Below are 24,270 nucleotides of genomic sequence, written 5' to 3'. Positions count from 1 at the left end.
TGACAGGCTTGAGGGGGACGAGAGGGGCTTAGAGCTGGATCCACGCTGTTTTTTTGGGCCAGATCCGTGGTTTTTGAGTGACATTGAGGGGCCAGCGCCAGCACCCCGGACTTTTAATGCAACCGCTTGCGACACATCAACTGCGCCATCTTCACGGCGTCCGGCCGTTCGACGATGCCTTTTTCCGTGACAATCACGTCAATCAGGTCCGCAGGCGTCACATCAAAGACCGGGTTGAACGCTTCTATAGCGTCGCCCAACTCGCCCCCGTTCCGCTCCTCGAGCGTGATCTCATCGCCACTGGCCAGGCTCAGGTCGATACTCGAACTCGGCGCCACCACCATAAAGCGCACGCCATGGTGCATCGCACACACAGCGAGCTGGTACGTACCGATCTTGCTGGCCATGTCGCCATTGGCGGTAATGCGGTCCGCCCCGACGATCACCCAGGTCACGCCCTTGGTCTTAAGAACATGGGCGCCCGCCGAATCGGCATTCACGATGACCGGGATCCGGTCGATCGCCAACTCCCACGCCGTGAGGCGTGAACCCTGCAGCCAGGGCCGGGTTTCGTTGACGTACACCTGTTCGACCATGCCTTCCAGGTAAGCCGCACGAATCACCCCGAGCGCCGTGCCAACACCACCGGTCGCCAGCGCGCCGGTATTGCCGTGCGTGAGGATCGCCTGGGGGTTGCCCTGATGCTTGCGAATCAGGTCAGCCCCTAATTGGGCCATGGTCAGGTTGGCTTCACGGTCGCTGTCATGAATGGCGATCGCCTCGGCTTCCAATGCGGCAAGCGGGTCGGCAGTGTGTTTGAGGCGATCGAGACGGTCACGCATGCGGCTCAACGCCCAGAACAAATTGGCGCCGGTGGGCCGGGCGTCGGCCAGCAGCGCAAAGTCTTCTTCCCACGCCGCCTGCCAGTCATCGCCTTCGGCGAAATGCTCCCGGGCTGACAGCACCATGGCATAGGCGGCGCTGATGCCGATGGCGGGTGCGCCACGCACAGCCATCGATCGGATGGCATCGGCCACGCAGGCGGCGCGGGTGCAGGTGATCCAGGTTTCTTCGGACGGCAGAGCGCGCTGGTCGAGCAGGTGCAGTGCGCCGTCACGCCAGGCGATGGCCTTCACATTCTCCGCAGCCAACAGTCGATCGCGCATCCTTACCCCCGCACTCATGAACAAAAGCCGCCGATTATAGCGATCCGCCAGCCAAGACGCTCGGGTATACTTTGCCGTCTTTACTACCCGCCGGGAAACCGCCCTCGATGACCCAACCTGCCGCCCCGCTCGACTTATTGTTGCTGCCCACCTGGCTGGTACCCGTCGAACCGGCGGGCGTGGCGCTCAAAGAGCATGGCCTGGGCATTCGTGACGGGCGCATCGCCTTTATCGGCCCGCGTGCGGCAGCGCTGAAGCTGGCCGCCACCCACGTGCGTGAACTGCCGGGCATGCTGCTCAGCCCCGGGCTGGTCAACGCCCACGGCCATGCGGCGATGACGCTGTTTCGCGGCATCGCCGATGACCTGTCCCTGATGAACTGGCTGGAAAACCACATCTGGCCCGCCGAGGCCAAATGGGTCGACGAGGCGTTTGTACGCGACGGCACCGACCTTGCGATCGCCGAGCAGATCAAGGGCGGTATCAGCTGTTTTTCGGACATGTACTTCTTCCCCAAAGTCGCCAGCGAGCGCGTGCACAACAGCGGCATGCGTGCGCAGATCGCCATTCCGATCATGGATTTCCCGATTCCCGGCGCCAGCCATGCCGACGAGGCCATCCGCCAGGGCGTGGAGCTGTTCAGCGACCTCAAGCACCACCCGCGCATCAAGATCGCCTTTGGCCCTCACGCACCGTACACCGTGGGCGATGAGAGCCTGGAAAAAATCCGCGTGATCGCCGAGGAGTTGGACGCGGCAATCCAGATGCATGTGCACGAAACCGCCCTTGAAGTGCAGCAGGCCGTCGAAAAGACCGGCGAACGGCCGCTGGCCCGCCTCCAGCGCCTGGGCCTGCTGGGGCCGCGCTTGCAGGCCGTTCACATGACCCAGATCAGCGATGGCGATTTGGCGTTGCTGGTAGAAAGCAACACCAGCATCATCCATTGCCCGGAATCGAACCTGAAACTGGCCAGCGGCTTCTGCCCGGTGGAACGTCTGTGGCAAGCCGGCGTCAATGTGGCAGTAGGCACCGACGGCGCGGCCAGTAACAATGACCTCGATCTGCTCGGCGAAACCCGCACCGCGGCCTTGCTGGCCAAGGCCGTGGCCGGGTCGGCCACCGCGCTGGACGCCCATCGCGCGTTACGCATGGCGACCCTCAACGGCGCCCGGGCGCTGGGTCTGGACGGTGAAATCGGCTCGCTGGAAGTGGGCAAGGCCGCCGATATCGTCGCATTCGACCTGTCGGGCCTGGCGCAACAACCGATCTACGACCCGGTGTCGCAGCTTATATATGCCACCGGCCGCGATTGCGTGAAACACCTGTGGGTCGCCGGCAAGCAACTGCTTGACGACCGGCAACTGACCCGCCTGGATGAGCAACAACTGACCGCCACGGCCGTCGCCTGGGGCCAGCGCATCAGCGCACGCCACGAATAACGCCCGCCCTGAACCCGTGTTTCAGAGCTGGCAAACCGTTTTATGAGATTCAGAGGACTGATCATGAGCAACGTCGACCACGCCGAAATCGCCAAATTCGAAGCCCTGGCCCACCGCTGGTGGGACCGTGAAAGCGAATTCAAGCCGCTGCACGACATCAACCCGCTACGCGTCAACTGGATTGACGAGCGCGTCAACCTGGCCGGTAAAAAGGTGCTGGACGTAGGGTGCGGCGGCGGCATCCTCAGCGAAGCGATGGCCCAGCGCGGCGCCACCGTGATGGGCATCGACATGGGCGAAGCCCCACTGGCCGTGGCCCAGTTGCACCAGCTGGAATCGGGCGTAAGCGTGGAATACCGCCAGATCACCGCCGAAGCCCTGGCCCTTGAGCTGCCTGAGCAATTCGACGTGGTCACCTGCCTTGAAATGCTTGAACACGTGCCAGACCCGTCTTCGGTGATTCGCGCGTGTTTTCGCATGGTCAAGCCGGGCGGCCAGGTGTTCTTCTCCACCATCAACCGCAACCCCAAGGCGTACCTGTTCGCGATCATCGGCGCCGAATACATCATGAAGCTGCTGCCGCGCGGCACCCACGATTTCAAGAAATTCATCCGCCCGTCCGAACTGGGTGCCTGGAGCCGCCAGGCCGGGTTGACCGTCAAAGACATCATCGGCCTGATCTACAACCCGCTGACCAAGCACTACAAGCTGGCCAACGACGTGGACGTCAACTACATGATCCAGACCCTGCGCGAGGAGTAAGCCTGTGAAGTTGCGAGCGGTTCTATTCGATATGGACGGTACTCTGCTGGATACCGCCCCCGACTTTATCGCCATCTGCCAGGCCATGCGCGCCGACCGCGGCCTGGCGTCGATGAATGACCAGCACATCCGCGACGAAATTTCCGGCGGTGCCCGGGCCATGGTCGCCGTGACCTTTTCCATGGACCCCGAGTCGCCCGGGTTTGAAGACCTGCGCCAGGAGTTCCTCGAGCGCTACCTCAAGGGCTGCGCGATCCACAGCAAACTGTTCGACGGCATGGAAGAACTGCTGGCCGACATCGAAAAGTCCAAGCTGATCTGGGGCGTGGTCACCAACAAGCCGCTGCGCTTCGCCGAGCCGATCATGCAGCAGTTGGGCCTGGCCGAACGCTCGGCCCTGCTGATCTGCCCGGACCATGTGAAAAACAGCAAGCCGGACCCGGAGCCTTTGACTCTGGCGTGCACCATGCTCGACCTGGACCCGGCCAGCGTCTTGTTCGTGGGCGATGATTTGCGTGACATCGAGTCGGGCCGCGATGCGGGCACCCGCACCGCAGCGGTCACCTACGGTTACATCCACCCGGACGACAACCCGCGCAACTGGGGCGCCGACGTGGTGGTGAACCACCCGCTGGAGCTGCGCACGGTGTTGGATAACGCGCTCTGCAGCTGCTAAATGGACTTTCTGTAAATTCTGTCGAGGTTGTTTATGTTTGATTACTCCGCACGTCCAGAACTGCTCAAGGACCGGGTCATTCTGGTGACCGGCGCCGGTCGCGGGATTGGCGCCGCGGCGGCGAAAACCTACGCCGCCCATGGCGCCACCGTGTTGCTGCTGGGCAAGACCGAAGCCAACCTGGGCCAGGTGTACGACGAGATCGAAGCGGCAGGCGGCCGGCAGCCGGTGGTGATCCCGTTCAACCTGGAAACCGCCCTGCCCCACCAGTACGACGAACTGGCGGCTATGATCGAAAAAGAGTTCGGCCACCTCGACGGCTTGCTGCACAACGCCTCGATCATCGGCCCGCGTACGCCGGTGGAGCAGTTGTCGGGCGAGAACTTCATGCGGGTGATGCACATCAACGTCAACGCAATGTTCATGCTGACCAGCACCTTGCTCCCGCTGCTCAAGCTGTCCACCGACGCGTCCGTGGTGTTCACTTCCAGCAGCGTAGGCCGCAAGGGCCGTGCGTATTGGGGGGCTTACGGGGTGTCGAAGTTTGCCACCGAAGGCCTGATGCAAACCCTGGCCGACGAGCTCGACACCGTCGCGCCGGTGCGCGCCAACAGCATCAACCCGGGCGCCACCCGCACCAGCATGCGTGCCCAGGCATACCCCGGCGAGAACCCGGCCAACAACCCCGCACCGGAAGACATCATGCCGGTCTACCTGTACCTGATGGGGCCCGACAGCACCGGCATCAACGGGCAGGCGTTCGACGCGCAATAAGCCCAGCCCCAGGCCTACACCTCGCTGGCCTGAGCCCGCTGCGGCGCGGCCTCCTTCTTCATGCCCTCGGTGTCCAACGGAATTTCCTTACCTTGGGCATCGAACAATTTACCGCCGCTGAAATAGTCCCCTTCACGCAGCGCCGCCACGTCACGAAAGCACAAACTGCGTTCGGTGCCGGCGACAAACACTGACTGCTGGTCCGAGTTGCCTGCCGTGATGTGGTTGAACGCCAGGTTCAGCACAATCGCCATGATCGCCGACGAACTGATGCCCGAATGAAAAATGGTCGCAAACCAGCCGGGGAAGTGATCGTAAAAACTGGGCGCGGCGATCGGGATCATGCCAAAGCCGATGGAGGTGGCAACGATGATCAGGTTCATGTTGTTGCGGTAATCGACCCTGGACAGCGTCCGAATGCCGCTGGCCGCCACGGTGCCAAACAACACGATACCGGCACCGCCCAGCACAGAGGTCGGCACCGCCGCGATCACCCGCCCCATGAAAGGCAACAGCCCCAGAATCACCAGAAACAACCCGCCGGTCGCCACCACATAACGGCTTTTTACCCCGGTCACCGCCACCAGCCCGACGTTCTGGGCAAAGGCGCTTTGGGTAAACGAGCCAAAAATCGGCGCCAGCATGCTCGACAACATGTCGGCGCGCAGGCCGTTGCCCAGGCGCTTGGAGTCGACTTTGGTGTCGATGATTTCCCCCACGGCCAGGATGTCGGCGGAGGTTTCCACCAGCGTCACCATGACCACGATGCACATGGAAAGGATCGCCGCCACGTGAAACGTCGGCAGGCCGAAATGAAACGGCGTCGGCAGGCCGAACATTTCGCCCTGGGTGACACCGGAAAAGTCGGCCATGCCCAGGAACACCGCGATCAGCGTGCCGATAATCATCGCCAATAAAATCGACAGCCGCGACACGGCAGCGCTGCCGATCTTGCTCAGCAGCAACACCAGGACCAGCGTCAGGGCCGCGAGGCCGATGTTCGACATGCTGCCAAAATCCGCCGCCCGGCTGTTGCCGCCCATGGCCCAGCGGGCCGCCACCGGCATCAGCGTCAAGCCAATGGTGGTGATCACGATCCCGGTGACCAACGGCGGGAAGAATTGGGTGATTCGGGAAAAGACCGGGGTAATCAGCAACCCGATCAGGGAGGCGGCCATTACCGCGCCGAGAACCGCCGGGATGCCGCCTGCGCCATCACTGCCCACAATCGCGCCCATGGTGGCCACGCCAGCAAACGACACCCCTTGCACCAAGGGCAACTGGCAGCCAAACCACGGCAACCCCAGGGTCTGCAACAACGTGGCCAGGCCGCCGGCAAACAGCGACGCGGCGATCAACAAGCCGATGTCCGCTGGCGATAACCCAGCCGCCTGGCCCACGATCAACGGCACCGCGACGATGCCGCCGTACATGGTGAGCACATGCTGCAGGCCGTACGCCAGGTTGGCGGTGACGCCCAGGTTCTCGTCTTCAGGCCGTTGCAATGACGCCTTCGGGATAGTCATGGTGAGGGGCTCTCTGTTTTTGTTGTGCCGACACTGTATGCAACCTTACAAGTTAATGTCTATATAGTTGTATACAATTAATCGGACAACTTACCCTCCCGGCGACCGCAGGGTGGTGAATGCTCCCCCTCACGTTTTAAGCAGATGCGCCCGCTTGCTGCCCGCAGCCTCACCTCGCGGCCGCGCCAGCCAATAGCCCAGGACGGCCATCGGCGCGCTCGCCAACATCACCCGTGCCGTGACCAGCAACGGCTGCTCGATCATCGACGACACCAGCAGGCTGCTCAGACAGCACAACCCCAATTGCAAGGTGTTTTGCAACGCCGCAGCCTTGCCGGAGTTTTGCGCGAAAGGCATCAGCGCATTCGCCACCACGATGGGATAACTCGCGCCATTGGCCAGTGCCATCACACAAAACGGAACGAGCAAGGTCGTGAGGGTGGGCACGGTCAGTGTCGCGACCAGGTACAACGCCACCATGCTGAGGCAGTAAGTCAGCAGCAGCCAGGGCAACAAGCGCTTGCCCTGGAAACGTTGCAGGGCGCTGCGGCAGCTATAGCCACCGGCCAGAAATGAGACTGTCGGCAAGAGGTAACTCAAGCCAATGTCATTGGGGCTGTAGCCCATGCCCGCGAGGATGAACGGCGAAGCGGTCAGCCACGCGAAGAAACTGGCCGAGCACGCGGCAAAGATGAGTACGTTGCCGCTGAACACCCGGGACTTAAGCAACTGCCCGTAACCCAGGCGAGAAACTTCGCCTTCAGCGGTCAGACGTTTCGCAGAGCTTTTCAGGCATAACGTCGGCACCAGCAACAACAGCGCCAGGATCAGCAATACCCCAAAAATCACCGGCCAGCCCCAATAGCTCAACAGCATCGCCCCCAATAAGGGCGCCAGAGCCGGGGACAGTGACATCAGCGGCATGATACCGGCGAACACCCGGTGGGCCTGGTCTGCCGGATAGCGGTCGATCACCAGCGCCTGCCAGCTCACGGCGGCGCAACACACCCCCACGGCCTGGACGAACCGCAGCGCCAACAACTGTGGCGCCGTCTCGACCCAGAACATGCCCAGGCAACCCAGCACAAACAGGCTCAGGCCGCTCAACAGCACCGGCTTGCGCCCAAGACGGTCCGACAACGGCCCCCACAGCAACTGCCCCACGGCAAACCCGGCGAGGAACACACTCAAGCTGGCGCCCACGGCACCGGGAGAAATCTGCAGTTGTGCGCCCATGGCGCCAAAGGCGGGCAAGTACATGTCCATGGCCAGATAGCCGAGCATGCTCAGCCCTGCCAGGTAAGTGGTAAAACCAAACGAGTTTTTCATTGAAGCCTTCTACAACTTGCCATCAAACTATTTGCTGACTGGCACCTATTATGAATCTGAGCTTTCACCTGTGAAGCGAGAATAATTGGACGTCTTTATCAAAATTTTTGAAGGCATATTGCATGTGGTCTGAATATTCCCTGGATGTCATCGACGCCGTGGCCCGCCATGGCAGCTTCAGCGCGGCGGCGCAGGAGTTGCATCGCGTGCCGTCGGCAGTCAGTTACACCGTGCGGCAAATCGAGGAATGGCTGGCCGTTCCGCTGTTTGTACGGCGCCACCGGGACGTAGAGCTGACGCCCGCCGGCAAACTGTTTATCGACGAAGCCCGCGGCGTGATGAAAAAGATGCTCGGCACCCGTCGGCTGTGCCAACAAGTGGCCAATGGCTGGAGCGGCCAGTTGAAGGTGGCGGTGGACTCCATCGTCAAACAGCAGCGCTGTCGGCGACTGGTACTGGATTTCTATCGCCAGTTCCCGCACGTGGAATTGCTGCTGGAATACGAGGTGTACAACGGCGTGTGGGATGCCCTGGCCGATGAGCGCACCGACATTGTGATCGGCGCCACCAGCGCGGTGCCGGTGGCCAGTCACTTCACCTTTCGCGACATGGGTTTATTGAACTGGCTGGGCGTGGTCAGCCGCCACCATCCCCTGGCGCAGGCAGAAGGCCTGATCAACGACGACCAACTGCGCCCTTTCGCCTCCCTGTGCATGACCGACACATCGCGCAACCTGCCCAAGCGCGATACCTGGACCCTGGACAACCAGCGTCGGCTGGTGGTGCCCAACTGGGCATCGGCCCTCGACTGCCTGCGGGACGGGCTGTGCGTCGGCATGGCACCGGCGCACCTGGTACAACCGTTGATCGAACAGGGCGAGCTGGTGGCGCTGCGCTTGTCCCGGCCCTTCCCCGCCAGCCCTTCCTGCGTGGCGTGGGCCCAGAACAAGGTGTCTCCGGCCATGAGCTGGCTGCTGGATTACCTGGGGGACACCGCCACGCTCAATCAGGAATGGCTCAACGGCCCCGCCCTTTAACCGCCGCTACGCCAGCAAACGGGACAAGGCCCGCACGATCATCTCGATTTCCCGGGCCTCTATCGTCAGCGGCGGCAACAAGCGAATCACCTTGCCCCGGGTCACGTTGATCAACAGCCCATGCTCCAGCGCGGCACGTTGCATTAGCTCGCGCTGGGGCTCAGCCAGTTCGATGCCCACCATCAAGCCTTGCCCGCGAATCGCCAGCACTTGCGACCTGTGCGCAAGCTCCGTACGCAGCCGCGAGATCAGCCGCTCACCTTGGTGCGCGGCGTTCGCCAGCAACCCTTGGGCCTCCACGATATCGAGCACCGTACACGCCGCGCGGCAAGCCAGCGGGTTGCCACCAAAGGTGCTGCCGTGGCTACCGGGCGTAAACAGGTGCGCCACGCTGGATTTCGCCAGGCACGCGCCGATCGGCACGCCATTGCCCAGGGCCTTGGCCAAGGTGATGACGTCGGGCACCACGCCCTCATGCTGGAACGCAAACCAGCGGCCGGTGCGACCGATACCGGTCTGGATCTCGTCGAGCATCATCAGCCAGCCATGGGCAGTGCAGTGTTGGCGCACCGCCGCAAGGTAGCCGGGCGGCGCGAGGTGCACGCCGCTCTCGCCCTGGATCGGCTCCAGCAACACCGCCGCAATCCGCTCGCCATGGGTTTGAGTCAGGGCCTGCAGCGCCCGCACATCGCCAAAGGGCACTTTAATGAAGCCCCCCGGCAGCGTCTGGAACCCCAGGCGCACCGCCGGCCCGTCACTGGCGGCCAGGGTGCCCAGGGTGCGCCCGTGGAAGGCGTTTTCCATCACCACGACCAGCGGCTGCTCAATGCCTTTTTTCCACCCGTGCAGCCGGGCGAGTTTCAGCGCGGTTTCATTGGCCTCGGCGCCGGAGTTGTTGAAAAACGCCCGGTCCAGGCCACTGAGCTGGCTCAACCGCTGCGCCAGGCGCTGCTGCCAGTCAATACCGTAGAGGTTGGACGTGTGCAGCAGCAAGCCGGCCTGATCACGGAGGGCAGCCACCAACTGCGGGTGCGAATGCCCGACATTGGTCACGGCCACGCCTGCCACGGCATCCAGGTATTCGCGGCCCTGCGGGTCCCACAGGCGTGTGCCCAGACCGCGTACGAAAGTGAGTGGCATGGGTTGATAGGTGGGCATCAGGCAGGCGGCGGTCATGGCATTGGGCTCCGGCGAATCGGTGTGAGTCGCCAGTATCGTTAGCCACCTGAGCTGGATAAACTGTGCAAAGGTGCAATGACTTTAAATCACGGGTTGATAATGGACTTATTCCAGGCAATGACGGTGTACGTAAAGGTGGTGGAAACCGGCAGCCTGACCGCCGCGGCCCAGGCTTGCGGGATATCCACCACCATGGTGGGCAACCATCTGCGCGCCCTGGAGGAACGCCTGGGCGTCAGCCTGCTCAAGCGCACCACCCGCAAGCAGAGCCTCACCGAATTCGGCAGCATTTATTACCAGCGCTGCCTGGAAGTGCTCGGCCTGGTGACGTATTCGGAGCAACTGGCCGCACAGGCCAACAGCGACGTGCCCAAGGGCCTGCTGCGTATCACCGCGCCACCGGCATTTGGCGCCGAGCGCCTGGCCCCGGCGCTCAGCGAGTTTTCCCGGCGCTACCCCGAGATCCAGCTGTACGTGGTGCTGAGCAACCAATCGATGGACCTGATCGACAGCGGCTTCGACGTGGCGATACGCCTGGGCGAGTCACTGCCCACCAGCCTCATCGCCCGGCCGTTGCAGGACTACACCATGACCCTGTGCGCCGCGCCCGCCTACCTGGCGCGCCGGGGAACGCCGCAGGTTCCGGCAGACTTGCAGCACCATGACTGCCTGGCCTTCGCCTACCCCTCCTCTGACGATTGGCGCCATGCCGACAAACTCTGGCGCCTGAGCGGCCCCGAGGGCGAGGTCGAGGTGGCCGTGTCCGGCCCGATGACCGTCAACAGCTCCCAAGCCCTGCACCGCGCGGCGCGCGCCGGCATGGGCATTGTCATGCTGCCCGAGGCGCTGGTCGGCGACGACCTGCAAGCAGGCACGTTGGTCGCGCTGCTGCCCGGCTATCAGCCGCCTTTTCGGCCGATGCACCTGCTGTATGCCCAGGATCGTTACAGGCTGCCGAAGTTGCGCGCCTTTGTAGACTTTGTGATGGAACAGTGGGCCCGTTAGACGTGCACGCCCCGCCAGGCCAGCATGCGCAGGCGCGTGCTGAAATGATTTATTCAGGCCAAAAAAAGCGGCCCCGAAGGGCCGCTGTCTGACACGCGAACCGCTTACGCCTGAACCAGGCCTTCGATCTTCACGGTCGGATTGACGTCGGCGTCGTAGTCGACACCGGCGATCTCGAAACCGAACAAGCGCAGGAACTCAGACTTGTAGCCTGCAAAATCCGTGGTTTCGTCAAGGTTGTCGTCGGTCACCTGGTCCCACAGCGCCGCCACGGCGTCCTGGACTTTTGGCTCAAGCTCTTTCAGGTCGGCACGCAGGCGGCCATCGGCGTCGAGCTTGGGCTGCTCGCCGTACAGGCTGTCTTTGAACAGGCCGTAGACTTGTTCGATGCAACCTTCGTGGGTGCCCTGCTCTTTCATCACCTTGAACAGCAACGACAGGTATAGCGGCATGATCGGGATGGCCGAGCTGGCCTGGGTCACCACGGCCTTGAGCACCGACACACGGGCGTCACCCTTGAGGGCCGCGAGGTTGTCGCGCAGGGTCAACACTTTTTTGTCGAGGTCTTTCTTGGCTTCACCAATGGAGCCGTTCCAGTAGATGTCCTGGGTCAGTTTTTCGCCCAGGTAGGTGAACGCGGTGGTCTTGGCGCCTTCGGCCAGCACGTCGGCGTCACGCAGGGCGTCGATCCACAGCTGCCAGTCTTCGCCGCCCATCACTTTGACGGTGCCGTCGATTTCTTCCTGGGTGGCAGGCTCAAGCGTGGTATCCACCACAACACCCTTGTCGGTGTTGATGCCGCGCAGGCTCACAGCCTTGCCGATCGGCTTGAGGGTGGAATTGTGCACCACGCCTTGCGGGTCGGTACGACGTGGCGCGGCCAGGCTGTACACAACCAAGTCGATTTTGCCCAGGTCTTGCTTAATGGTTTGGATGGTCAGGCGCTTGATCTCGTCAGAGAACGCATCGCCGTTGATGCTCTTGGCGTACAAGCCCTTTTCATGGGCCAGTGTGTGGAAGGCAGCGCTGTTGTACCAACCAGCAGAGCTGAGTTTGCCTTCTTCGCCTTCTTTTTCAAAAAACACGCCCAGGGTCGCAGCACCGGAGCCGAATGCAGCGCTGATACGCGCCGCCAGGCCGTAGCCGGTCGAGGCACCGAGGACCAGCACGTTTTTCGGGCCGCCGTCGATGGCGCCGTGTTCGGTCACGTAGTTGATCTGCTCTTTAACGTTCGCTTCGCAGCCAACAGGGTGTGCGGTCACACAGATAAAGCCACGGACCCGCGGTTTGATGATCATAAAATGTCTGCCTCTTCCAAGGTGCCGAAGGCCAATGGTGGCCACTACGGCGTCAATCGTTCGGATCTATGACGCCCGGAAAACCGATGCGTCACGATAGTCGCAATTCTTCTGTTCACAAAATGCAATTCAACGGGCACTGGGTGCCCTTGAATTCACAGGGCCGGGAGGGTGAAAACGTAAGAAAATGTATGGGCCTTTCACAATTTCGCACGACTAAAACCGCCCATTTGCGCCATAACACCCTATCATGACGTGATTGTTTCGTTATGTTTCGCGTCCGGAGCCGAGTTTCATGAGTAAAAGTGTCATCCGTAAAAAGCTGGTGTCGGTCGCATGGGCCTTGGGCGTCCTGCTGTTCATCTACTGCTTTCCTCTGACTACCCTGGTGTTTCTGCTGCTGGTGGTGTTTTGCGGCCTTTACGATTTCCTGCGTAATGGCTTGTACGACCGCGACACCATCAAGAAATACTTCGTCGGCAACGGTCGCAATACTTGGCTACTGGCACCGTTCAACACGTTTTTCGACTTGCTGAGCAGCCGCAATCGCCACATTTATAAGATGCCCGACTTGCCGCCGGCCTGGCGCGAAGACCTGCAACAGGTGATCGACGACGCGATGGCCCACAAGGATGAAATCATCCAGTACCTGGACGCACGCATGGCCGAGAAAAAGCGCGGCATGCTGTTTTTCCAGTGGTACGGTCGCCCGATCGAAACCACGCTGGACATCCCTGACCTGCGCAAAAAACTGCCCTACGTGAAAACCATCGGCGTGTCGGTATTCAACGAGAACCGCTCGACGTCGTTCCACTTCGGCCCGCTGCGCCTGATGTTCCGTGTGCTGTACAACATGGCCCCGGCGCCACACCACGAAGGCGTCTATATCCAGGTGGGCAAGCACAAGCACTACTGGCACGATGACCCGCTGTTTATTTTCGATGACACCCTGATGCATGCGTCCTTCAACAAGAACGACGCCAAGCGCTACTGCCTGTTTATCGACATCGTCAGGCCATCATTGCTGCCGTTCCTGCTCAACGGCCTGATTGCGGGCTTTGCAGGAGCGGTCTTCACCTTGCGACGTTTTTTCTACAAAAACTGGAAGCTGATTCAGTAAGTTCTGCGGCATGATGATGCGCGCGGCGTTTGCGCCTGGCTTGAGGGCCGGGGAAAATGCCGAAGCACGGCGACCTAACCGGCGCTCACCATCTTCCTGCCATTGGCCGCCAACGGCCAGTGGCAGCGCTTTCAGGGAATCAGAATGCCTCAACGTCCTGTCATCAATGCGTCCGTAAGCCCTAAAGGCAGCCTCGAAACGCTGTCTCAACGTGAAGTCCAGCAACTGAGCGAAGCCGGCACCGGCAGTGTCTACACCCTCTTTCGTCAATGTGCCCTGGCCATCCTCAACACCGGCGCGCACATCGACAACGCCAAGACCATCCTCGACGCCTACAAAGACTTTGAAGTGCGCATCCACCAGCAGGATCGCGGCGTGCGCCTGGAACTGTTGAACGCCCCGGCGGACGCGTTCGTTGATGGCGAAATGATAGCCAGCACCCGGGAAATGCTGTTCAGCGCCCTGCGTGACATCGTCTACACCGAGAACGAGCTGGACAGCCAGCGCATCGACCTGAGTAACTCCCAGGGCATCACCGACTACGTGTTCCACCTGCTGCGCAACGCCCGCACGCTGCGCCCGGGCGTCGAGCCAAAGATCGTGGTGTGCTGGGGCGGGCACTCGATCAATACCGAAGAATACAAATACACCAAGAAAGTCGGCCACGAACTGGGCTTGCGCAGCCTGGACGTGTGCACCGGCTGCGGGCCTGGTGTGATGAAAGGTCCGATGAAAGGCGCGACCATTTCCCACGCCAAACAACGCATTACCGGCGGGCGCTACCTGGGCCTGACCGAGCCGGGCATCATCGCCGCCGAGGCGCCGAACCCGATCGTCAATGAACTGGTGATCTTGCCGGACATCGAAAAACGCCTGGAAGCCTTCGTGCGCGTGGGCCACGGCATCATCATCTTCCCGGGCGGGGCCGGCACGGCAGAAGAGTTCCTGTACCTGCTGGGCATCCTGATGCACCCGGACAACCGCGACGTTCCCTTCCCGGTCGTGCTCACCGGGCCAAAACAGGCGGCGCCGTACCTGCAACAACTGCACGCCTTCGTCGGCGCCACCCTGGGCGAAGCGGCCCAGGCCCACTACCAGATCATCATCGACGACCCGGCCGAAGTGGCCCGTCAGATGACCGCAGGCCTCAAGGCCGTGAAACAGTTCCGTCGCGAGCGCAACGACGCGTTTCACTTCAACTGGCTGCTGAAAATCGACGAAGGCTTCCAGCGCCCCTTCGATCCCACCCACGCCAACATGGCCAGCCTGCAACTGAGCCACGCCCTGCCCCCCCATGAACTGGCGGCCAACCTGCGCCGGGCGTTCTCGGGGATCGTGGCGGGCAACGTCAAGGACAAGGGCATCCGCTTGATCGAGCAAAACGGGCCATACGAGATTCATGGCGACCCGACGATCATGAAACCACTGGATGAGCTGCTGAAGGCGTTCGTGGAGCAGCACCGCATGAAGCTGCCGGGCGGCGCAGCGTATGTGCCGTGCTATCGCGTGGTGCAGTAACCCGGGGCGGTCACACGTTGTATCTCATTGGGCGGGCGATTGCCCTGTCGGCGCAAAGAATCAGGCTATCGTTTTTACAGATTCCACCACCGACACCCAATGAGCGACCTATGGACCAATGGATATTGCCCTCCCTGACGCCTTACTCTAATGTAAGGCAGATTATGAAAGGGATTCTCAACATGGCGACTGCAACCCTTACCTCGAAAGGACAGATCACGATTCCGGTTCAAGTCCGGGCCGCCTTAGGGCTGGACACCGGCGACCGGGTCGAATTTGTCGAAATGGAAGATGGCAAGTTCGCCATCATTGCTGCCAGCAAAAGCGTGCGCGACCTCAAGGGCCTGATCCGTAAACCGGCCAGGGCCGTGAGCATCGAAGAGATGAACCTGGCCATCGCCGCACACGGGGCAAAGGCCGGATGATCGGGCTCGATACCAACGTGCTGGTGCGATATGTCACTCAAGACGATCCCGCTCAATCGGCAAAAGCGTGCGAACTGATCGAGTCGCTTACCACCACCTCACCCGGCTTTGTCAGCCTGGTGTCGGTTGTCGAGTTGGTCTGGGTGCTACAAAGCTGTTACTCGTCCACCAAGAGCGAGGTGGTCATCGTGCTGGAAACACTGTTGCGCACTCGGGAACTGACCCTCGAACATGCTGAACTCATCTGGAAAACCCTGCGAAAATTCACCAGCGCCAAGGCCGACTTTGCCGATTGCCTGATCGAACGCAGTGCCCATGCCGCCGGGTGCGACTATACCGCCACGTTTGATATCAACGCGGCCAAGAGCGCGGGTATGCAGCACTTGACCTGAACCGCAGCGTTGCGGCGCCTTTGGCCGTTTGGTAAAAACCGGTGCTACCTGCCTTGCCTAGAGACACGCCAACGTGCGCACCCTTCTTCTCACCGCCCTATTAGTGACGCCGCCCCTGGCACTGGCCGATGCCATCGCGTGGCCCGACCTGCCCACCACCTGTTTCATCAGCGGTCGCTCTGCCACCAACGCAGACCTCGACAGCGGCTGCGCGGCGTTTTTGATCAACGTCAAAGGCCAGGCAGCAGGCACGCCGATAGCCCTGCAGATTCCCCAATATGCCCTGCACATCGATGAGACGAGCGGCAAAGAAACGCCCGTGATCATCATCCAGGCAGAAGAGAACGGCGATATCAAGGCCGTGGGCTACAAGGAACTGGGCACCCAACAATTGGGGGCCGCACTGCTCAGGGAAGTTCGGCTTCTGGGCACCAAGAAGCCGAGTTAGGCCCGAAGGTCAACGAACCCAGCCACCGCCCTGCCAGTGATACCCGTCACCGCGTTGCACCCAATGCGGGTGCACATAACGATAGCCGGGGCGTTCGGCTTCCCAATGACCATGAACGGCCACGTAGCGCCCACCGTCCCAACGCCAATAACCCCGCGACCACACGTAGCCCACACGCACTTCAGGTTCAACCTCGATCACTTGCACAGGCGGTGGCTGCGGCGCGACGATCTCTACCGTCTCGCGCTGCACTGGTCGGCGGTCATGCACGACGCGCTCTTCTACACAGCCGGACGCTGCGACGACCATTGCCGTCAATGCCGCATAACGTAGCAACATCATATTGAAGTCCTCGGGCGTCACCGCCCAACGCATACACCAGAAAAAATGCCCCCTTGCCTCAGCCGCGCTCCTGCTTGGCTCCAGAGAAGTTTTAACAGGTGCCGACTGTCAGGTTGCTGAACCCGCACACGGGCTGTGTGTAAAGAAAAACTGACCGTTGCGCCGCCCGCGCGCTGCACTGGTTACCCGGCGAATACGACCTATAGTGAGACGACGATCCATTGGAAGGGTTGTTCCCCTATGCCATCTCGTCGCGTCCCGCTCTACGTACACATCTCCTACCTGTTTGTCGGGTTACTCACCTTGTTTGCACTGATCAACTTCAGTTATCAGTACCTGCAAACCAAACGACTCATGGCGGATGAGGCGCGCTTGCGCTTTGACGTTGCAGGCCAACTGACGCTCAAAGAGCTGGAGGGCCTGTATCGCCCAGCCGAACTCAGTACCAGCCTGCTATCGCAACAGCGCTTGATACTTGCCACCACCCTGGAGGAGCGCCTGAGCAACGTGCCGTTTCTGGTCACGCTGTTGACGAGCCAACCGGCGATCACCAACGTCTACATGGGCTACAGCAACGGCGACTTTTTCATGCTGCTGCGCGGGCATGAAAACCCGACGCTCGACGCGCGGTTTTCCCCACCGACAGGCACCCAGTGGATCGCCCAGAACGTCGAAGTACGCAACGGTAAAACCACTGGCGAGTACCTGTACCTGGCGTCCGACCTGTCGGTTTTAGAACGCCGCGCCCAACCGGACTATCAGTACGATCCGCGTACACGCGCCTGGTACACGGGGGCAAACGCCCAGCAAAACGTGTTCATCACCGCGCCTTACCCCTTTTTTGAAAACCAGGAAGTCGGGGTCACATTTGCCCGGACCACGCAAAACGGTGGCGGGGTCGCTGGCGTGGACATCAGCCTGCGTTCGATCGACCAACTGCTGCGGTCTACCAAAATTACGCCCAGCTCGCACCTGACCATCCTTAACCAGAATAACGAAGTGATCAGCTCCGAAAGGGGCACCCAAATGATCGACACCGGCAATGGCAAGGTCCGCCTGGCGCACCTGGATGAATTGCGCTTGCCCGTGACCCAACAATTCGTGGCCGCCCAGGCCTCACAACACAGTGACCATCTGACCCTGAATACCGCTGATGGCGAATGGCAGGGAATGCGTGTTGACCTGCCGTTGGCAGGCCCTAGCCACCTTACGTTGTGGATGACAACCCCGTATCGGGAGCTGATGGCCGACGCGATTGCCACGCGTAACCGCGGCCTGTTGATCTCCCTGGCGTTTCTGGGATTGGGCATTTTGGCGGCCCTGGCCATGTCCCGCGCGGCCTCAAAGCCGCTGGCGGCGCTGACGCGCGAGGCGCGCAAGATAGAGCACTTCAATTTCGAGCCCTCGCCGCCAGTGGCGTCCAACATTGCCGAAGTCATCGACCTTGCGCATGCCATGGGCAGCATGAAGCTGACCATCCAGCACTTTCTGGATCTGTCGAACGTGCTGTGCAGCGAAACCAACTTCCAGAGCCTGCTGGCACGTTTGCTGATTGAAATGCAGGAAACCACCGCCGCCCGGGGCGGCATGATCTATCTGGCAGACGCCGAGGTGAGCCGCCTGCAACTGGCACGTGTGCGATGGGGCAACGCACTGCAAGAGCACCCCACCGACGCCACGATTGAACTGGCCGACAACCCCCGCCACCCGCTGGTCCAGGCCCTTGACGGCAGCCTTTCAAAACCGCAAGTGGTGCCTGCTCATGTGCTGCAGAGTCACTTTGGCTTCCTGAACGATGTGCATACTGCCCTGACCCTGTGGGTACTGCCCCTGAAGGATCGCAGCGGCGCGTTATTGGGGGCATTGGTGTTGCTCGTGGATGAAAACGACCGCCCGCTGTCACCGTCGCTGATGGCCTTTGCCGAGGCGTTGTCGAGCACCGCGGCTATCGCCCTCAACACCCAGCGTTTGATCGATGAACAAAAGGTGCTGCTGGAATCGTTCATCCAGCTGATTGCCGGCGCCATTGATGCCAAGAGCCCTTACACCGGCGGCCACTGCCAGCGCGTGCCGGAACTGACCAAAATGCTCGCGCAGGCCGCCTGTGCGGAAACAGACGGCCCCTTCAAAGACTTTGCCCTCAACGAAGAGCAATGGGAGGCCCTGCATATTGCCGCTTGGCTGCACGACTGCGGCAAAGTCACCACACCTGAATACGTCGTCGACAAGGCCACCAAACTTGAAACCCTGTACGACCGGATTCACGAGGTGCGCATGCGCTTTGAGGTGCTCAAGCGCGACGCCGAACTCGATTACTGGAAAGGGATGGCCGCTGGCGGTTCGGCCCAACCGCTGCAAGCCAAACTGGCCGAATCGCTCGCGCAACTGGATGACGATTTCGCCTTTGTCGCCCAATGCAATATAGGCGCCGAGTTCATGGCGCCGGAGCATGTTGAGCGCATGCAGGCACTGGCTCGCCACACCTGGCGCCGCACGCTGTCGGACCGGCTGGGCATCTCCCACGAAGAAAGCGCCCGCAAACAGCTCACGCCCGAAGCGCCGTTGCCGGTGATGGAGCCGTTGTTGGCAGACCGTCCCGACCACCTGTTTGCGCGCAGCAGCCGCGACACACTGAGTGACGACAACCCCCATGGTTTTAAAGTCAATGTCCCCGAACACCTCTACAACCGCGGCGAGCTTTACAACCTCTGTATTGGCCGCGGCACGCTGACCGAAGAGGAGCGCTACAAGATCAATGAGCACATCATCCAGACCATCAACATGCTGGAGAAACTCCCGTTTCCACGCCACCTTCACCAGGTGCCGGAAATAGCGGGCGGCCACCATGAAAAAATGGACGGCACCGGCTATCCGAAACGCCTCAGCCGTGACCAGATGAGCTGGCCCGCGCGCATGATGGGCATCGCCGATATTTTCGAGGCACTGACCGCCGTCGACCGCCCCTACAAGAAAGGCAAAAAACTGTCTGAAGCGATCAAGATCATGGGCTTCATGAAAAAGGACCAGCACATCGATCCCGATATCTTCAACCTGTTCCTGCGCTCAGGCATCTACCTGCAATACGCGCAGCGCTACCTGCCCGAAGCCTTGATCGATGCCGTGGACATTCAGCCTTATCTGGATTGAACGGCGCCAACAAAAAGCCCGCTGACCGTCACCGGTTCAGCGGGCTTTTTGCATCGGGCCAGTCCTGAATCAGGACTTCACCGGTGTCTTACAGTGCGAGGTCCGACGCAGGCTTGCTCGGCTCGGCCGCAGGCTTTGCAGCCTCGGTCGCGGCAGGAGCGGCCAACTGTGGAATCGCAGGTGGAGGCGTCAGTTGCAGAATGTTGGCGGTGTAGGCCCATTCCTTGGCCACTGCCTCCGGGCTATCGTTCAGCTTGGTGCCGTAGCTCGGTACGATCTGGTGCAGCTTTTCTTGCCAGGCAGGGGAAGCCACTTGATCCTTGAACACTTTTTGCAGCACGGTCAGCATGATCGGCGCAGCGGTAGACGCGCCTGGCGATGCGCCCAGCAAGCCAGCGATGGTGCCATCAGCGGAGCTGACCACTTCGGTGCCCAGGCGCAACACGCCGCCCTGCTCTTCGTCACGCTTGATGATCTGCACGCGCTGGCCCGCTTGCCACAGGCGCCAGTCTTCTTTCTTGGCTTTCGGGAAGTACTCTTGCAGCGCCTTGAAGCGGTCATCATCCGACAGCATCAGTTGGCCAGCGAGGTACTCGACCAGCGGGTATTCACGAATACCGACTTTAGTCATTGGCCAGATGTTGTGGGTGGTGGTGCTGGTCAGCAGGTCCAGGTAGGAGCCTTCTTTCAGGAACTTGGTCGAGAAGGTCGCGAATGGGCCAAACAGGATCACGCGCTTGCCGTCCAGCACGCGGGTGTCCAGGTGCGGAACCGACATCGGCGGCGCGCCAACCGAGGCCTTGCCGTAGGCCTTGGCCAAGTGCTGCTCGGCAACGGCCGGGTTATCGGTCACCAGGAACGAACCGCCCACCGGGAAGCCTGCGTATTCACGCGCTTCCGGGATGCCGGACTTCTGCAGCAGGTGCAGGGCACCGCCGCCGGCGCCAATGAACACGAACTTGGCGTCGGTTTCAGTCTTGCTGCCGTCTTTCAGGTTTTTGTAGCTGACGCGCCAGGTGCCGTCGGCGTTCTTGGTGATGTCCTGCACTTCGCTCGACAGTTTCAGGTCGAACTTCGGCGTGGCTTGCAGGTGAGCGACGAACTGGCGAGTGATTTCGCCAAAGTTCACGTCAGTGCCGATCGGGGTCCAGGTGGCCGCGATTTTCTGGTTGGGATCACGCCCTTCCATCATCAGCGGAACCCATTTCTTGATCTGGTCCGGGTCTTCGGAGTACTGCATGCCAGCGAACAGCGGGCTCGCCTTCAGCGCTTCATAACGCTTCTTGAGGAACTTGATGTTGTCATCGCCCCACACAAAGCTCATGTGCGGTGTGGAGTTGATGAACGAGCGCGGGTTCTTCAACACGCCCTGCTGTACCTGCCACGACCAGAACTGGCGGGAGATCTGGAACGCTTCGTTGATCTCGACCGCTTTGGGGATCTCAACGTTGCCGTTCTTGTCTTCCGGGGTGTAGTTCAGTTCGGCCAGGGCCGAGTGGCCGGTGCCGGCGTTGTTCCAGCCGTTGGAGCTTTCTTCGGCGACGCCGTCCAGGCGCTCGACCATCTCCATCGACCAGTCGGGTTGCAACTCGTTGAGCCACACACCCAGGGTCGCACTCATGATGCCGCCGCCAATCAGCAGAACATCGACTTTCTTTGCTTCTTGCGCCTGGATGGAAGTGATCCCCATCGACAACGCCAGCCCCAGCAAGGCCGTGTTTACTTTTTTAAACATCTGTAGCACCTATGATAGAACGCCATCCGCCCCGCCATCCCCAAGGACCGCAGGGTGGGCACGCAAGGCCGACGTGTCGACCTCAGTTTTATGTCCCTCTGCGCTGACTTCTTATCATTATTGGCTTCAGCTACCTCGGCGACATCATTCCTATCGCGCGTGTTCGGATGCACGCACGGGAAGAAAGGGTAGACCAAGATGGGGCGCAGAATATCACGCTCGGCGAGGATGAGGCGTCTGTTCTGGACTTGTCAGTCAATCGGCGCCACTCATCGGCCCATTTTCGAGGTGCCGGGATGCTATCGCGCTCGCCTCACAGCAGTCGGTTCTGGACGCCTGCATCGCAGCGTGTATAGCATCGCCACTTTTCCTGTGCCCCAGCCCGAGAACAGAGCGATCCATGTCTATCCAGCAAAACCCCGGGCTTGTCCTGCCCGCCCGCAACGCCGCTGTAATGGAGGCCGCCATGGCCGTCGGCAGCTTTGCGATCGGCACCGGCGAATTCGCCATCATGGGCCTGATGCCCGACATCGCCGGCAACCTTCATTTGAGTGAACCGCAAGTCGGCCATGCGATCAGCGCGTACGCCCTGGGCGTGATGGTAGGCGCCCCGCTGCTGGCGATCCTCGGTGCCAAATTGCTGCGCAAACACATGCTTATGTTGCTGATGGGGCTGTACGCGCTGGGCAACCTGGCCACCGCCTTCACCCCCACATTTGGCAGCCTAGTAGCGTTTCGCTTTATCAGCGGCCTGCCGCACGGTGCCTACTTCGGGATTGCCGCGGTGGTGGCCTCCAGCATGGTGCCCTCGGACAAACGTGCCGGGGCCGTCGCGCGGGTCATGATGGGGCTGACCCTGGCCATGCTGCTGGGCAATCCGATTGCGACGTTTCTGGGCCAGCATCTGGGCTGGCGCTCGGCGTTTGCACTAGTGAGCCTGATCGCCCTGTGCACCATCGCGCTGGTCTGGCGTTTTGTCCCGAACCGCCATGACGAACCCCGCAGCGACCCGCGCAAGGAGCTGCATGCGTTCAGCAAACCGCAGGTGTGGATGGCATTGGCCATCAGTGCCATCGGCTTCGCCGGAATGTTCTGCGTGTTCAGCTACCTGGCCCCTACCATGCTGGAAGTGACCCACGTCACGCCACAATGGATTCCCTTTGGCCTGGCCGCCTTTGGCGTAGGCGGGATTATCGGCAATATCGCGGGTGGCAAACTGTTCGACCGCCTGCAATTTCGCTCGGTGGGCCTGATCCTGCTGTGGTCGATGGCGGTGCTGGTGTTCTTCCCGTTTGCCGCAGGCTCCTTGTGGGGCGTGCTGCTGGGCATCGGCCTGGTCGGCACCATGGTGTCCATGGCCGCGCCGTTGCAGATCCGCCTGATGGATATCGCCCATGAGGCGCCCAGCCTTGCAGCCGCGTCCAACCATGCGGCCTTCAACCTGGCCAACGCACTGGGGCCCTGGTTTGGCGGTATGGCGATCACCGCAGGCCTGGGCTGGACGAGCACCGGCTACATCGGTGCGGCCACCGCGCTGGTGGGGTTGGGGGTTTACCTGGTGGCGCGGCGGATGCCGGGCGGCCATTGACGGCCACCCACCCTGCAAACGGGCGGGAATAAACCTGGCCCTTCAATCGTTATGGTGTGGAACCCTGTTCCCCATCAGCCAGAGAAGGCCCCTATGGACATTACCCTCCCGCTCTTAAGTATTCTCGGTTCCATCGCCGTGGGCGCGGCCAGCCCCGGCCCAAGCTTTGTCTTCGTGACCCGTACCGCCATCGCCCTGTCCCGCCGCGACGCACTCGCCGCCGCCCTGGGTATGGGCGTGGGTGGCGTGGTGTACGGCGGGCTTGGCCTGTTCGGCCTGCAAACCCTGCTGGCCCAGGCCCAATGGCTGTACGTCGTGCTGAAAATAATGGGCGGGCTCTACCTCATATGGCTTGCCGTACAACTGTGGCGCTCGGCCAAAAGCCCGATCGTGGTGCCCACCACCGCCGATGGCCGCCCCTTGAGCGTGCGCCGCTCCTTTTCCATCGCCGCCGTCACACAATTGAGCAACCCCAAGGCGGCCATTGTGTACGGCAGCATCTTCGCCGCCTTCCTGCCCGCCAACCCGCCCGCCTGGACATTTGCCGTGCTGCTGCCGTCCATCTTTGCGATTGAGGCAGGCTGGTACACCGTTGTGGCCCTGGCGTTTTCATCCGACAAGCCCCGCGCCGTTTATCTGCGCTCCAAGCACTGGTTCGACCGCACGGCCGGCGCCGTGATGGGCGCGCTGGGGCTGCGCCTGGTACTGGGTGCCGGCCCTGCTGCGGTGTAACACCACCGCGCATCAGTCGTCGTGCAGCAGCCCTTCGCTGTATTGGCTGAAGCTGCTGCCGATGGCACTGCCGCCGAAGTTCAGCTTGGCGGCATTACCGGAGTGGTTGTCGTAAGACTGACAGTCTGCCGAGAAGCAACTGCTGGTGTTCAGGCCCGAGCAGGCCGCCAGCAGCAGCGTACCGGCGATGATGGAAGCTTTGGCGAGGGTGGAGAGCATTTTTGTTCCCTGTGCGATGGGGGCTGATGAGTGATCGTAGGCCTATGCAGCAGGGGGGATCATGAAACTTTTTGGGATGACAACGGGGGTTCAGGTTCGCGCCTGCAACCGCTACAGACCACCATTAACGATGGTGACTGCTTTTCCAATTATTTTTCCTTGCGCTTGAAGCGCGACCATTGCCGGGGTGGCATGCGTGGGAGTATCCAGACGCTCCACGTTGGTAGTCCATAGCGCCGCTTGAATACCTCTCACCCTGTCATCGGTCGCTATTGCGGGCAACACGTAAAGAATTTGGCGACGTTTGGGAGCGGCGTCTCAAGGATGAGTAGTGGCATGGCTTAAAAAGTGGGTTTTATGGAGGGTGTCAGAAATTTTGTGTTCGGGCATAACATGAGTAAGAGGTGCATATA

The 24,270-nt window shown here is 61.2% G+C and carries 22 protein-coding genes; 14 read left to right on the top strand and 8 right to left on the bottom strand.

What is annotated here, in order from left to right:
* Positions 1–113: 113 nt before the first annotated feature.
* Positions 114–1,166, bottom strand: a complete 1,053-nt coding sequence (gene mtnA, locus ACW9H9_RS24660; RefSeq protein ID WP_457345821.1) for an S-methyl-5-thioribose-1-phosphate isomerase — start codon at positions 1,164–1,166, stop codon at positions 114–116.
* 107 nt (positions 1,167–1,273) lie between these two features.
* Here mtnA and ACW9H9_RS24655 point away from each other — a divergent pair, with 107 nt between their 5' ends.
* The 4 genes from ACW9H9_RS24655 to ACW9H9_RS24640 all read left to right on the top strand — a co-directional run bounded on the left by ACW9H9_RS24655 (position 1,274) and on the right by ACW9H9_RS24640 (position 4,817).
* Positions 1,274–2,605: a TRZ/ATZ family hydrolase gene (locus ACW9H9_RS24655; protein WP_457345822.1), complete on the top strand. Its 1,332-nt coding sequence runs from the start codon at positions 1,274–1,276 to the stop codon at positions 2,603–2,605.
* A 63-nt stretch (positions 2,606–2,668) separates the two neighbouring features.
* A complete protein-coding gene (gene ubiG, locus ACW9H9_RS24650; RefSeq protein WP_457345823.1) occupies positions 2,669–3,367 on the top strand; it encodes a bifunctional 2-polyprenyl-6-hydroxyphenol methylase/3-demethylubiquinol 3-O-methyltransferase UbiG in 699 nt (232 codons plus the stop codon).
* A gap of 4 nt (positions 3,368–3,371) precedes the next feature.
* Positions 3,372–4,043 (top strand): N-acetylmuramic acid 6-phosphate phosphatase MupP, encoded by a 672-nt coding sequence (gene mupP, locus ACW9H9_RS24645; RefSeq protein WP_457345824.1) that lies wholly within the window; start codon positions 3,372–3,374, stop codon positions 4,041–4,043.
* 33 nt (positions 4,044–4,076) lie between these two features.
* Positions 4,077–4,817: a YciK family oxidoreductase gene (locus ACW9H9_RS24640; RefSeq protein ID WP_457345825.1), complete on the top strand. Its 741-nt coding sequence runs from the start codon at positions 4,077–4,079 to the stop codon at positions 4,815–4,817.
* Positions 4,818–4,831: 14 nt separating this feature from the next.
* Here the strand turns inward: ACW9H9_RS24640 and ACW9H9_RS24635 are convergent, their stop codons facing one another.
* The gene (locus ACW9H9_RS24635) at positions 4,832–6,343 is read right to left on the bottom strand and encodes a nucleobase:cation symporter-2 family protein (protein ID WP_457345827.1); all 1,512 of its coding nucleotides are present in this window, start codon (positions 6,341–6,343) and stop codon (positions 4,832–4,834) included.
* A gap of 129 nt (positions 6,344–6,472) precedes the next feature.
* Positions 6,473–7,672 (bottom strand): purine nucleoside transporter PunC, encoded by a 1,200-nt coding sequence (gene punC, locus ACW9H9_RS24630; RefSeq protein ID WP_457345828.1) that lies wholly within the window; start codon positions 7,670–7,672, stop codon positions 6,473–6,475.
* A gap of 122 nt (positions 7,673–7,794) precedes the next feature.
* On the opposite strand from punC, the gene punR reads away from it, so the two are divergent.
* A complete protein-coding gene (gene punR / locus ACW9H9_RS24625; protein WP_457345829.1) occupies positions 7,795–8,709 on the top strand; it encodes a DNA-binding transcriptional activator PunR in 915 nt (304 codons plus the stop codon).
* Positions 8,710–8,715: 6 nt separating this feature from the next.
* Here the strand turns inward: punR and ACW9H9_RS24620 are convergent, their stop codons facing one another.
* On the bottom strand, positions 8,716–9,885 hold the full coding sequence (locus ACW9H9_RS24620; RefSeq protein WP_457345831.1) for an acetylornithine/succinylornithine family transaminase: 1,170 nt from the start codon (positions 9,883–9,885) through the stop codon (positions 8,716–8,718).
* A 102-nt stretch (positions 9,886–9,987) separates the two neighbouring features.
* Here ACW9H9_RS24620 and ACW9H9_RS24615 point away from each other — a divergent pair, with 102 nt between their 5' ends.
* Positions 9,988–10,893 carry a LysR family transcriptional regulator gene (locus ACW9H9_RS24615; protein WP_457345832.1) on the top strand — a complete coding sequence of 302 codons (906 nt, stop codon included), beginning with the start codon at positions 9,988–9,990 and terminating at the stop codon, positions 10,891–10,893.
* A 104-nt stretch (positions 10,894–10,997) separates the two neighbouring features.
* On the opposite strand, the gene fabV is transcribed toward ACW9H9_RS24615, so the two are convergent.
* Positions 10,998–12,191 carry an enoyl-ACP reductase FabV gene (gene fabV, locus ACW9H9_RS24610; protein WP_457345833.1) on the bottom strand — a complete coding sequence of 398 codons (1,194 nt, stop codon included), beginning with the start codon at positions 12,189–12,191 and terminating at the stop codon, positions 10,998–11,000.
* Between the two features lie 295 nt (positions 12,192–12,486).
* Between fabV and ACW9H9_RS24605 the strand changes: the two genes are divergently transcribed.
* From ACW9H9_RS24605 to ACW9H9_RS24585, 5 genes are all read left to right on the top strand, one after another.
* Complete coding sequence (locus tag ACW9H9_RS24605; protein WP_457345835.1) at positions 12,487–13,311, top strand: aspartyl/asparaginyl beta-hydroxylase domain-containing protein; 825 nt, start codon at positions 12,487–12,489, stop codon at positions 13,309–13,311.
* A 144-nt stretch (positions 13,312–13,455) separates the two neighbouring features.
* Entirely contained in the window at positions 13,456–14,829 is a 1,374-nt protein-coding gene (gene ppnN / locus ACW9H9_RS24600; protein WP_457345836.1) for a nucleotide 5'-monophosphate nucleosidase PpnN, read from the top strand.
* Between the two features lie 164 nt (positions 14,830–14,993).
* Positions 14,994–15,254 (top strand): AbrB/MazE/SpoVT family DNA-binding domain-containing protein, encoded by a 261-nt coding sequence (locus ACW9H9_RS24595; RefSeq protein ID WP_457345846.1) that lies wholly within the window; start codon positions 14,994–14,996, stop codon positions 15,252–15,254.
* Positions 15,251–15,646, top strand: a complete 396-nt coding sequence (locus tag ACW9H9_RS24590; RefSeq protein ID WP_457345837.1) for a PIN domain-containing protein — start codon at positions 15,251–15,253, stop codon at positions 15,644–15,646. Before ACW9H9_RS24595 ends, ACW9H9_RS24590 begins: the two co-directional genes overlap by 4 nt.
* A 73-nt stretch (positions 15,647–15,719) precedes the next feature.
* Positions 15,720–16,094 (top strand): hypothetical protein, encoded by a 375-nt coding sequence (locus tag ACW9H9_RS24585; RefSeq protein ID WP_457345838.1) that lies wholly within the window; start codon positions 15,720–15,722, stop codon positions 16,092–16,094.
* 9 nt (positions 16,095–16,103) lie between these two features.
* On the opposite strand, the gene ACW9H9_RS24580 is transcribed toward ACW9H9_RS24585, so the two are convergent.
* Entirely contained in the window at positions 16,104–16,433 is a 330-nt protein-coding gene (locus ACW9H9_RS24580; protein ID WP_457345847.1) for a YXWGXW repeat-containing protein, read from the bottom strand.
* Between the two features lie 243 nt (positions 16,434–16,676).
* Here ACW9H9_RS24580 and ACW9H9_RS24575 point away from each other — a divergent pair, with 243 nt between their 5' ends.
* Positions 16,677–19,583 (top strand): HD domain-containing phosphohydrolase, encoded by a 2,907-nt coding sequence (locus ACW9H9_RS24575; protein WP_457345839.1) that lies wholly within the window; start codon positions 16,677–16,679, stop codon positions 19,581–19,583.
* A gap of 88 nt (positions 19,584–19,671) precedes the next feature.
* Here the strand turns inward: ACW9H9_RS24575 and mqo are convergent, their stop codons facing one another.
* On the bottom strand, positions 19,672–21,318 hold the full coding sequence (gene mqo, locus ACW9H9_RS24570; RefSeq protein WP_457345840.1) for a malate dehydrogenase (quinone): 1,647 nt from the start codon (positions 21,316–21,318) through the stop codon (positions 19,672–19,674).
* Between the two features lie 400 nt (positions 21,319–21,718).
* Between mqo and ACW9H9_RS24565 the strand changes: the two genes are divergently transcribed.
* Entirely contained in the window at positions 21,719–22,906 is a 1,188-nt protein-coding gene (locus ACW9H9_RS24565; protein ID WP_457345842.1) for an MFS transporter, read from the top strand.
* A gap of 93 nt (positions 22,907–22,999) precedes the next feature.
* Positions 23,000–23,638: a LysE family translocator gene (locus ACW9H9_RS24560; protein ID WP_457345843.1), complete on the top strand. Its 639-nt coding sequence runs from the start codon at positions 23,000–23,002 to the stop codon at positions 23,636–23,638.
* A gap of 12 nt (positions 23,639–23,650) precedes the next feature.
* Here ACW9H9_RS24560 and ACW9H9_RS24555 read toward each other — a convergent pair whose 3' ends face one another.
* The gene (locus ACW9H9_RS24555) at positions 23,651–23,857 is read right to left on the bottom strand and encodes a hypothetical protein (protein WP_457345844.1); all 207 of its coding nucleotides are present in this window, start codon (positions 23,855–23,857) and stop codon (positions 23,651–23,653) included.
* Positions 23,858–24,270: the final 413 nt, after the last annotated feature.

Source organism: Pseudomonas sp. SDO5215_S409 (assembly GCF_054071325.1).
Note: the sequence above shows the minus strand (reverse complement) of the source record. Positions and strands in the feature narration are given on the sequence as shown.

Bases quoted from the DNA above. Each gene is read 5' to 3' on its own strand.
- ppnN (WP_457345836.1), top strand. From the start codon at position 13,456: ATGCCTCAACGTCCTGTCATCAATGCGTCCGTAAGCCCTAAAGGCAGC.
- ACW9H9_RS24555 (WP_457345844.1), bottom strand. From the start codon at position 23,857: ATGCTCTCCACCCTCGCCAAAGCTTCCATCATCGCCGGTACGCTGCTG.
- punR (WP_457345829.1), top strand. From the start codon at position 7,795: ATGTGGTCTGAATATTCCCTGGATGTCATCGACGCCGTGGCCCGCCAT.
- ACW9H9_RS24590 (WP_457345837.1), top strand. From the start codon at position 15,251: ATGATCGGGCTCGATACCAACGTGCTGGTGCGATATGTCACTCAAGAC.
- mtnA (WP_457345821.1), bottom strand. From the start codon at position 1,166: ATGCGCGATCGACTGTTGGCTGCGGAGAATGTGAAGGCCATCGCCTGG.
- punC (WP_457345828.1), bottom strand. From the start codon at position 7,672: ATGAAAAACTCGTTTGGTTTTACCACTTACCTGGCAGGGCTGAGCATG.
- ACW9H9_RS24575 (WP_457345839.1), top strand. From the start codon at position 16,677: ATGCCATCTCGTCGCGTCCCGCTCTACGTACACATCTCCTACCTGTTT.
- ACW9H9_RS24580 (WP_457345847.1), bottom strand. From the start codon at position 16,433: ATGTTGCTACGTTATGCGGCATTGACGGCAATGGTCGTCGCAGCGTCC.
- ACW9H9_RS24635 (WP_457345827.1), bottom strand. From the start codon at position 6,343: ATGACTATCCCGAAGGCGTCATTGCAACGGCCTGAAGACGAGAACCTG.
- ACW9H9_RS24620 (WP_457345831.1), bottom strand. From the start codon at position 9,885: ATGACCGCCGCCTGCCTGATGCCCACCTATCAACCCATGCCACTCACT.
- ubiG (WP_457345823.1), top strand. From the start codon at position 2,669: ATGAGCAACGTCGACCACGCCGAAATCGCCAAATTCGAAGCCCTGGCC.
- ACW9H9_RS24560 (WP_457345843.1), top strand. From the start codon at position 23,000: ATGGACATTACCCTCCCGCTCTTAAGTATTCTCGGTTCCATCGCCGTG.
- ACW9H9_RS24655 (WP_457345822.1), top strand. From the start codon at position 1,274: ATGACCCAACCTGCCGCCCCGCTCGACTTATTGTTGCTGCCCACCTGG.
- ACW9H9_RS24565 (WP_457345842.1), top strand. From the start codon at position 21,719: ATGTCTATCCAGCAAAACCCCGGGCTTGTCCTGCCCGCCCGCAACGCC.
- ACW9H9_RS24605 (WP_457345835.1), top strand. From the start codon at position 12,487: ATGAGTAAAAGTGTCATCCGTAAAAAGCTGGTGTCGGTCGCATGGGCC.
- ACW9H9_RS24595 (WP_457345846.1), top strand. From the start codon at position 14,994: ATGAAAGGGATTCTCAACATGGCGACTGCAACCCTTACCTCGAAAGGA.
- mqo (WP_457345840.1), bottom strand. From the start codon at position 21,318: ATGTTTAAAAAAGTAAACACGGCCTTGCTGGGGCTGGCGTTGTCGATG.
- fabV (WP_457345833.1), bottom strand. From the start codon at position 12,191: ATGATCATCAAACCGCGGGTCCGTGGCTTTATCTGTGTGACCGCACAC.
- ACW9H9_RS24640 (WP_457345825.1), top strand. From the start codon at position 4,077: ATGTTTGATTACTCCGCACGTCCAGAACTGCTCAAGGACCGGGTCATT.
- ACW9H9_RS24615 (WP_457345832.1), top strand. From the start codon at position 9,988: ATGGACTTATTCCAGGCAATGACGGTGTACGTAAAGGTGGTGGAAACC.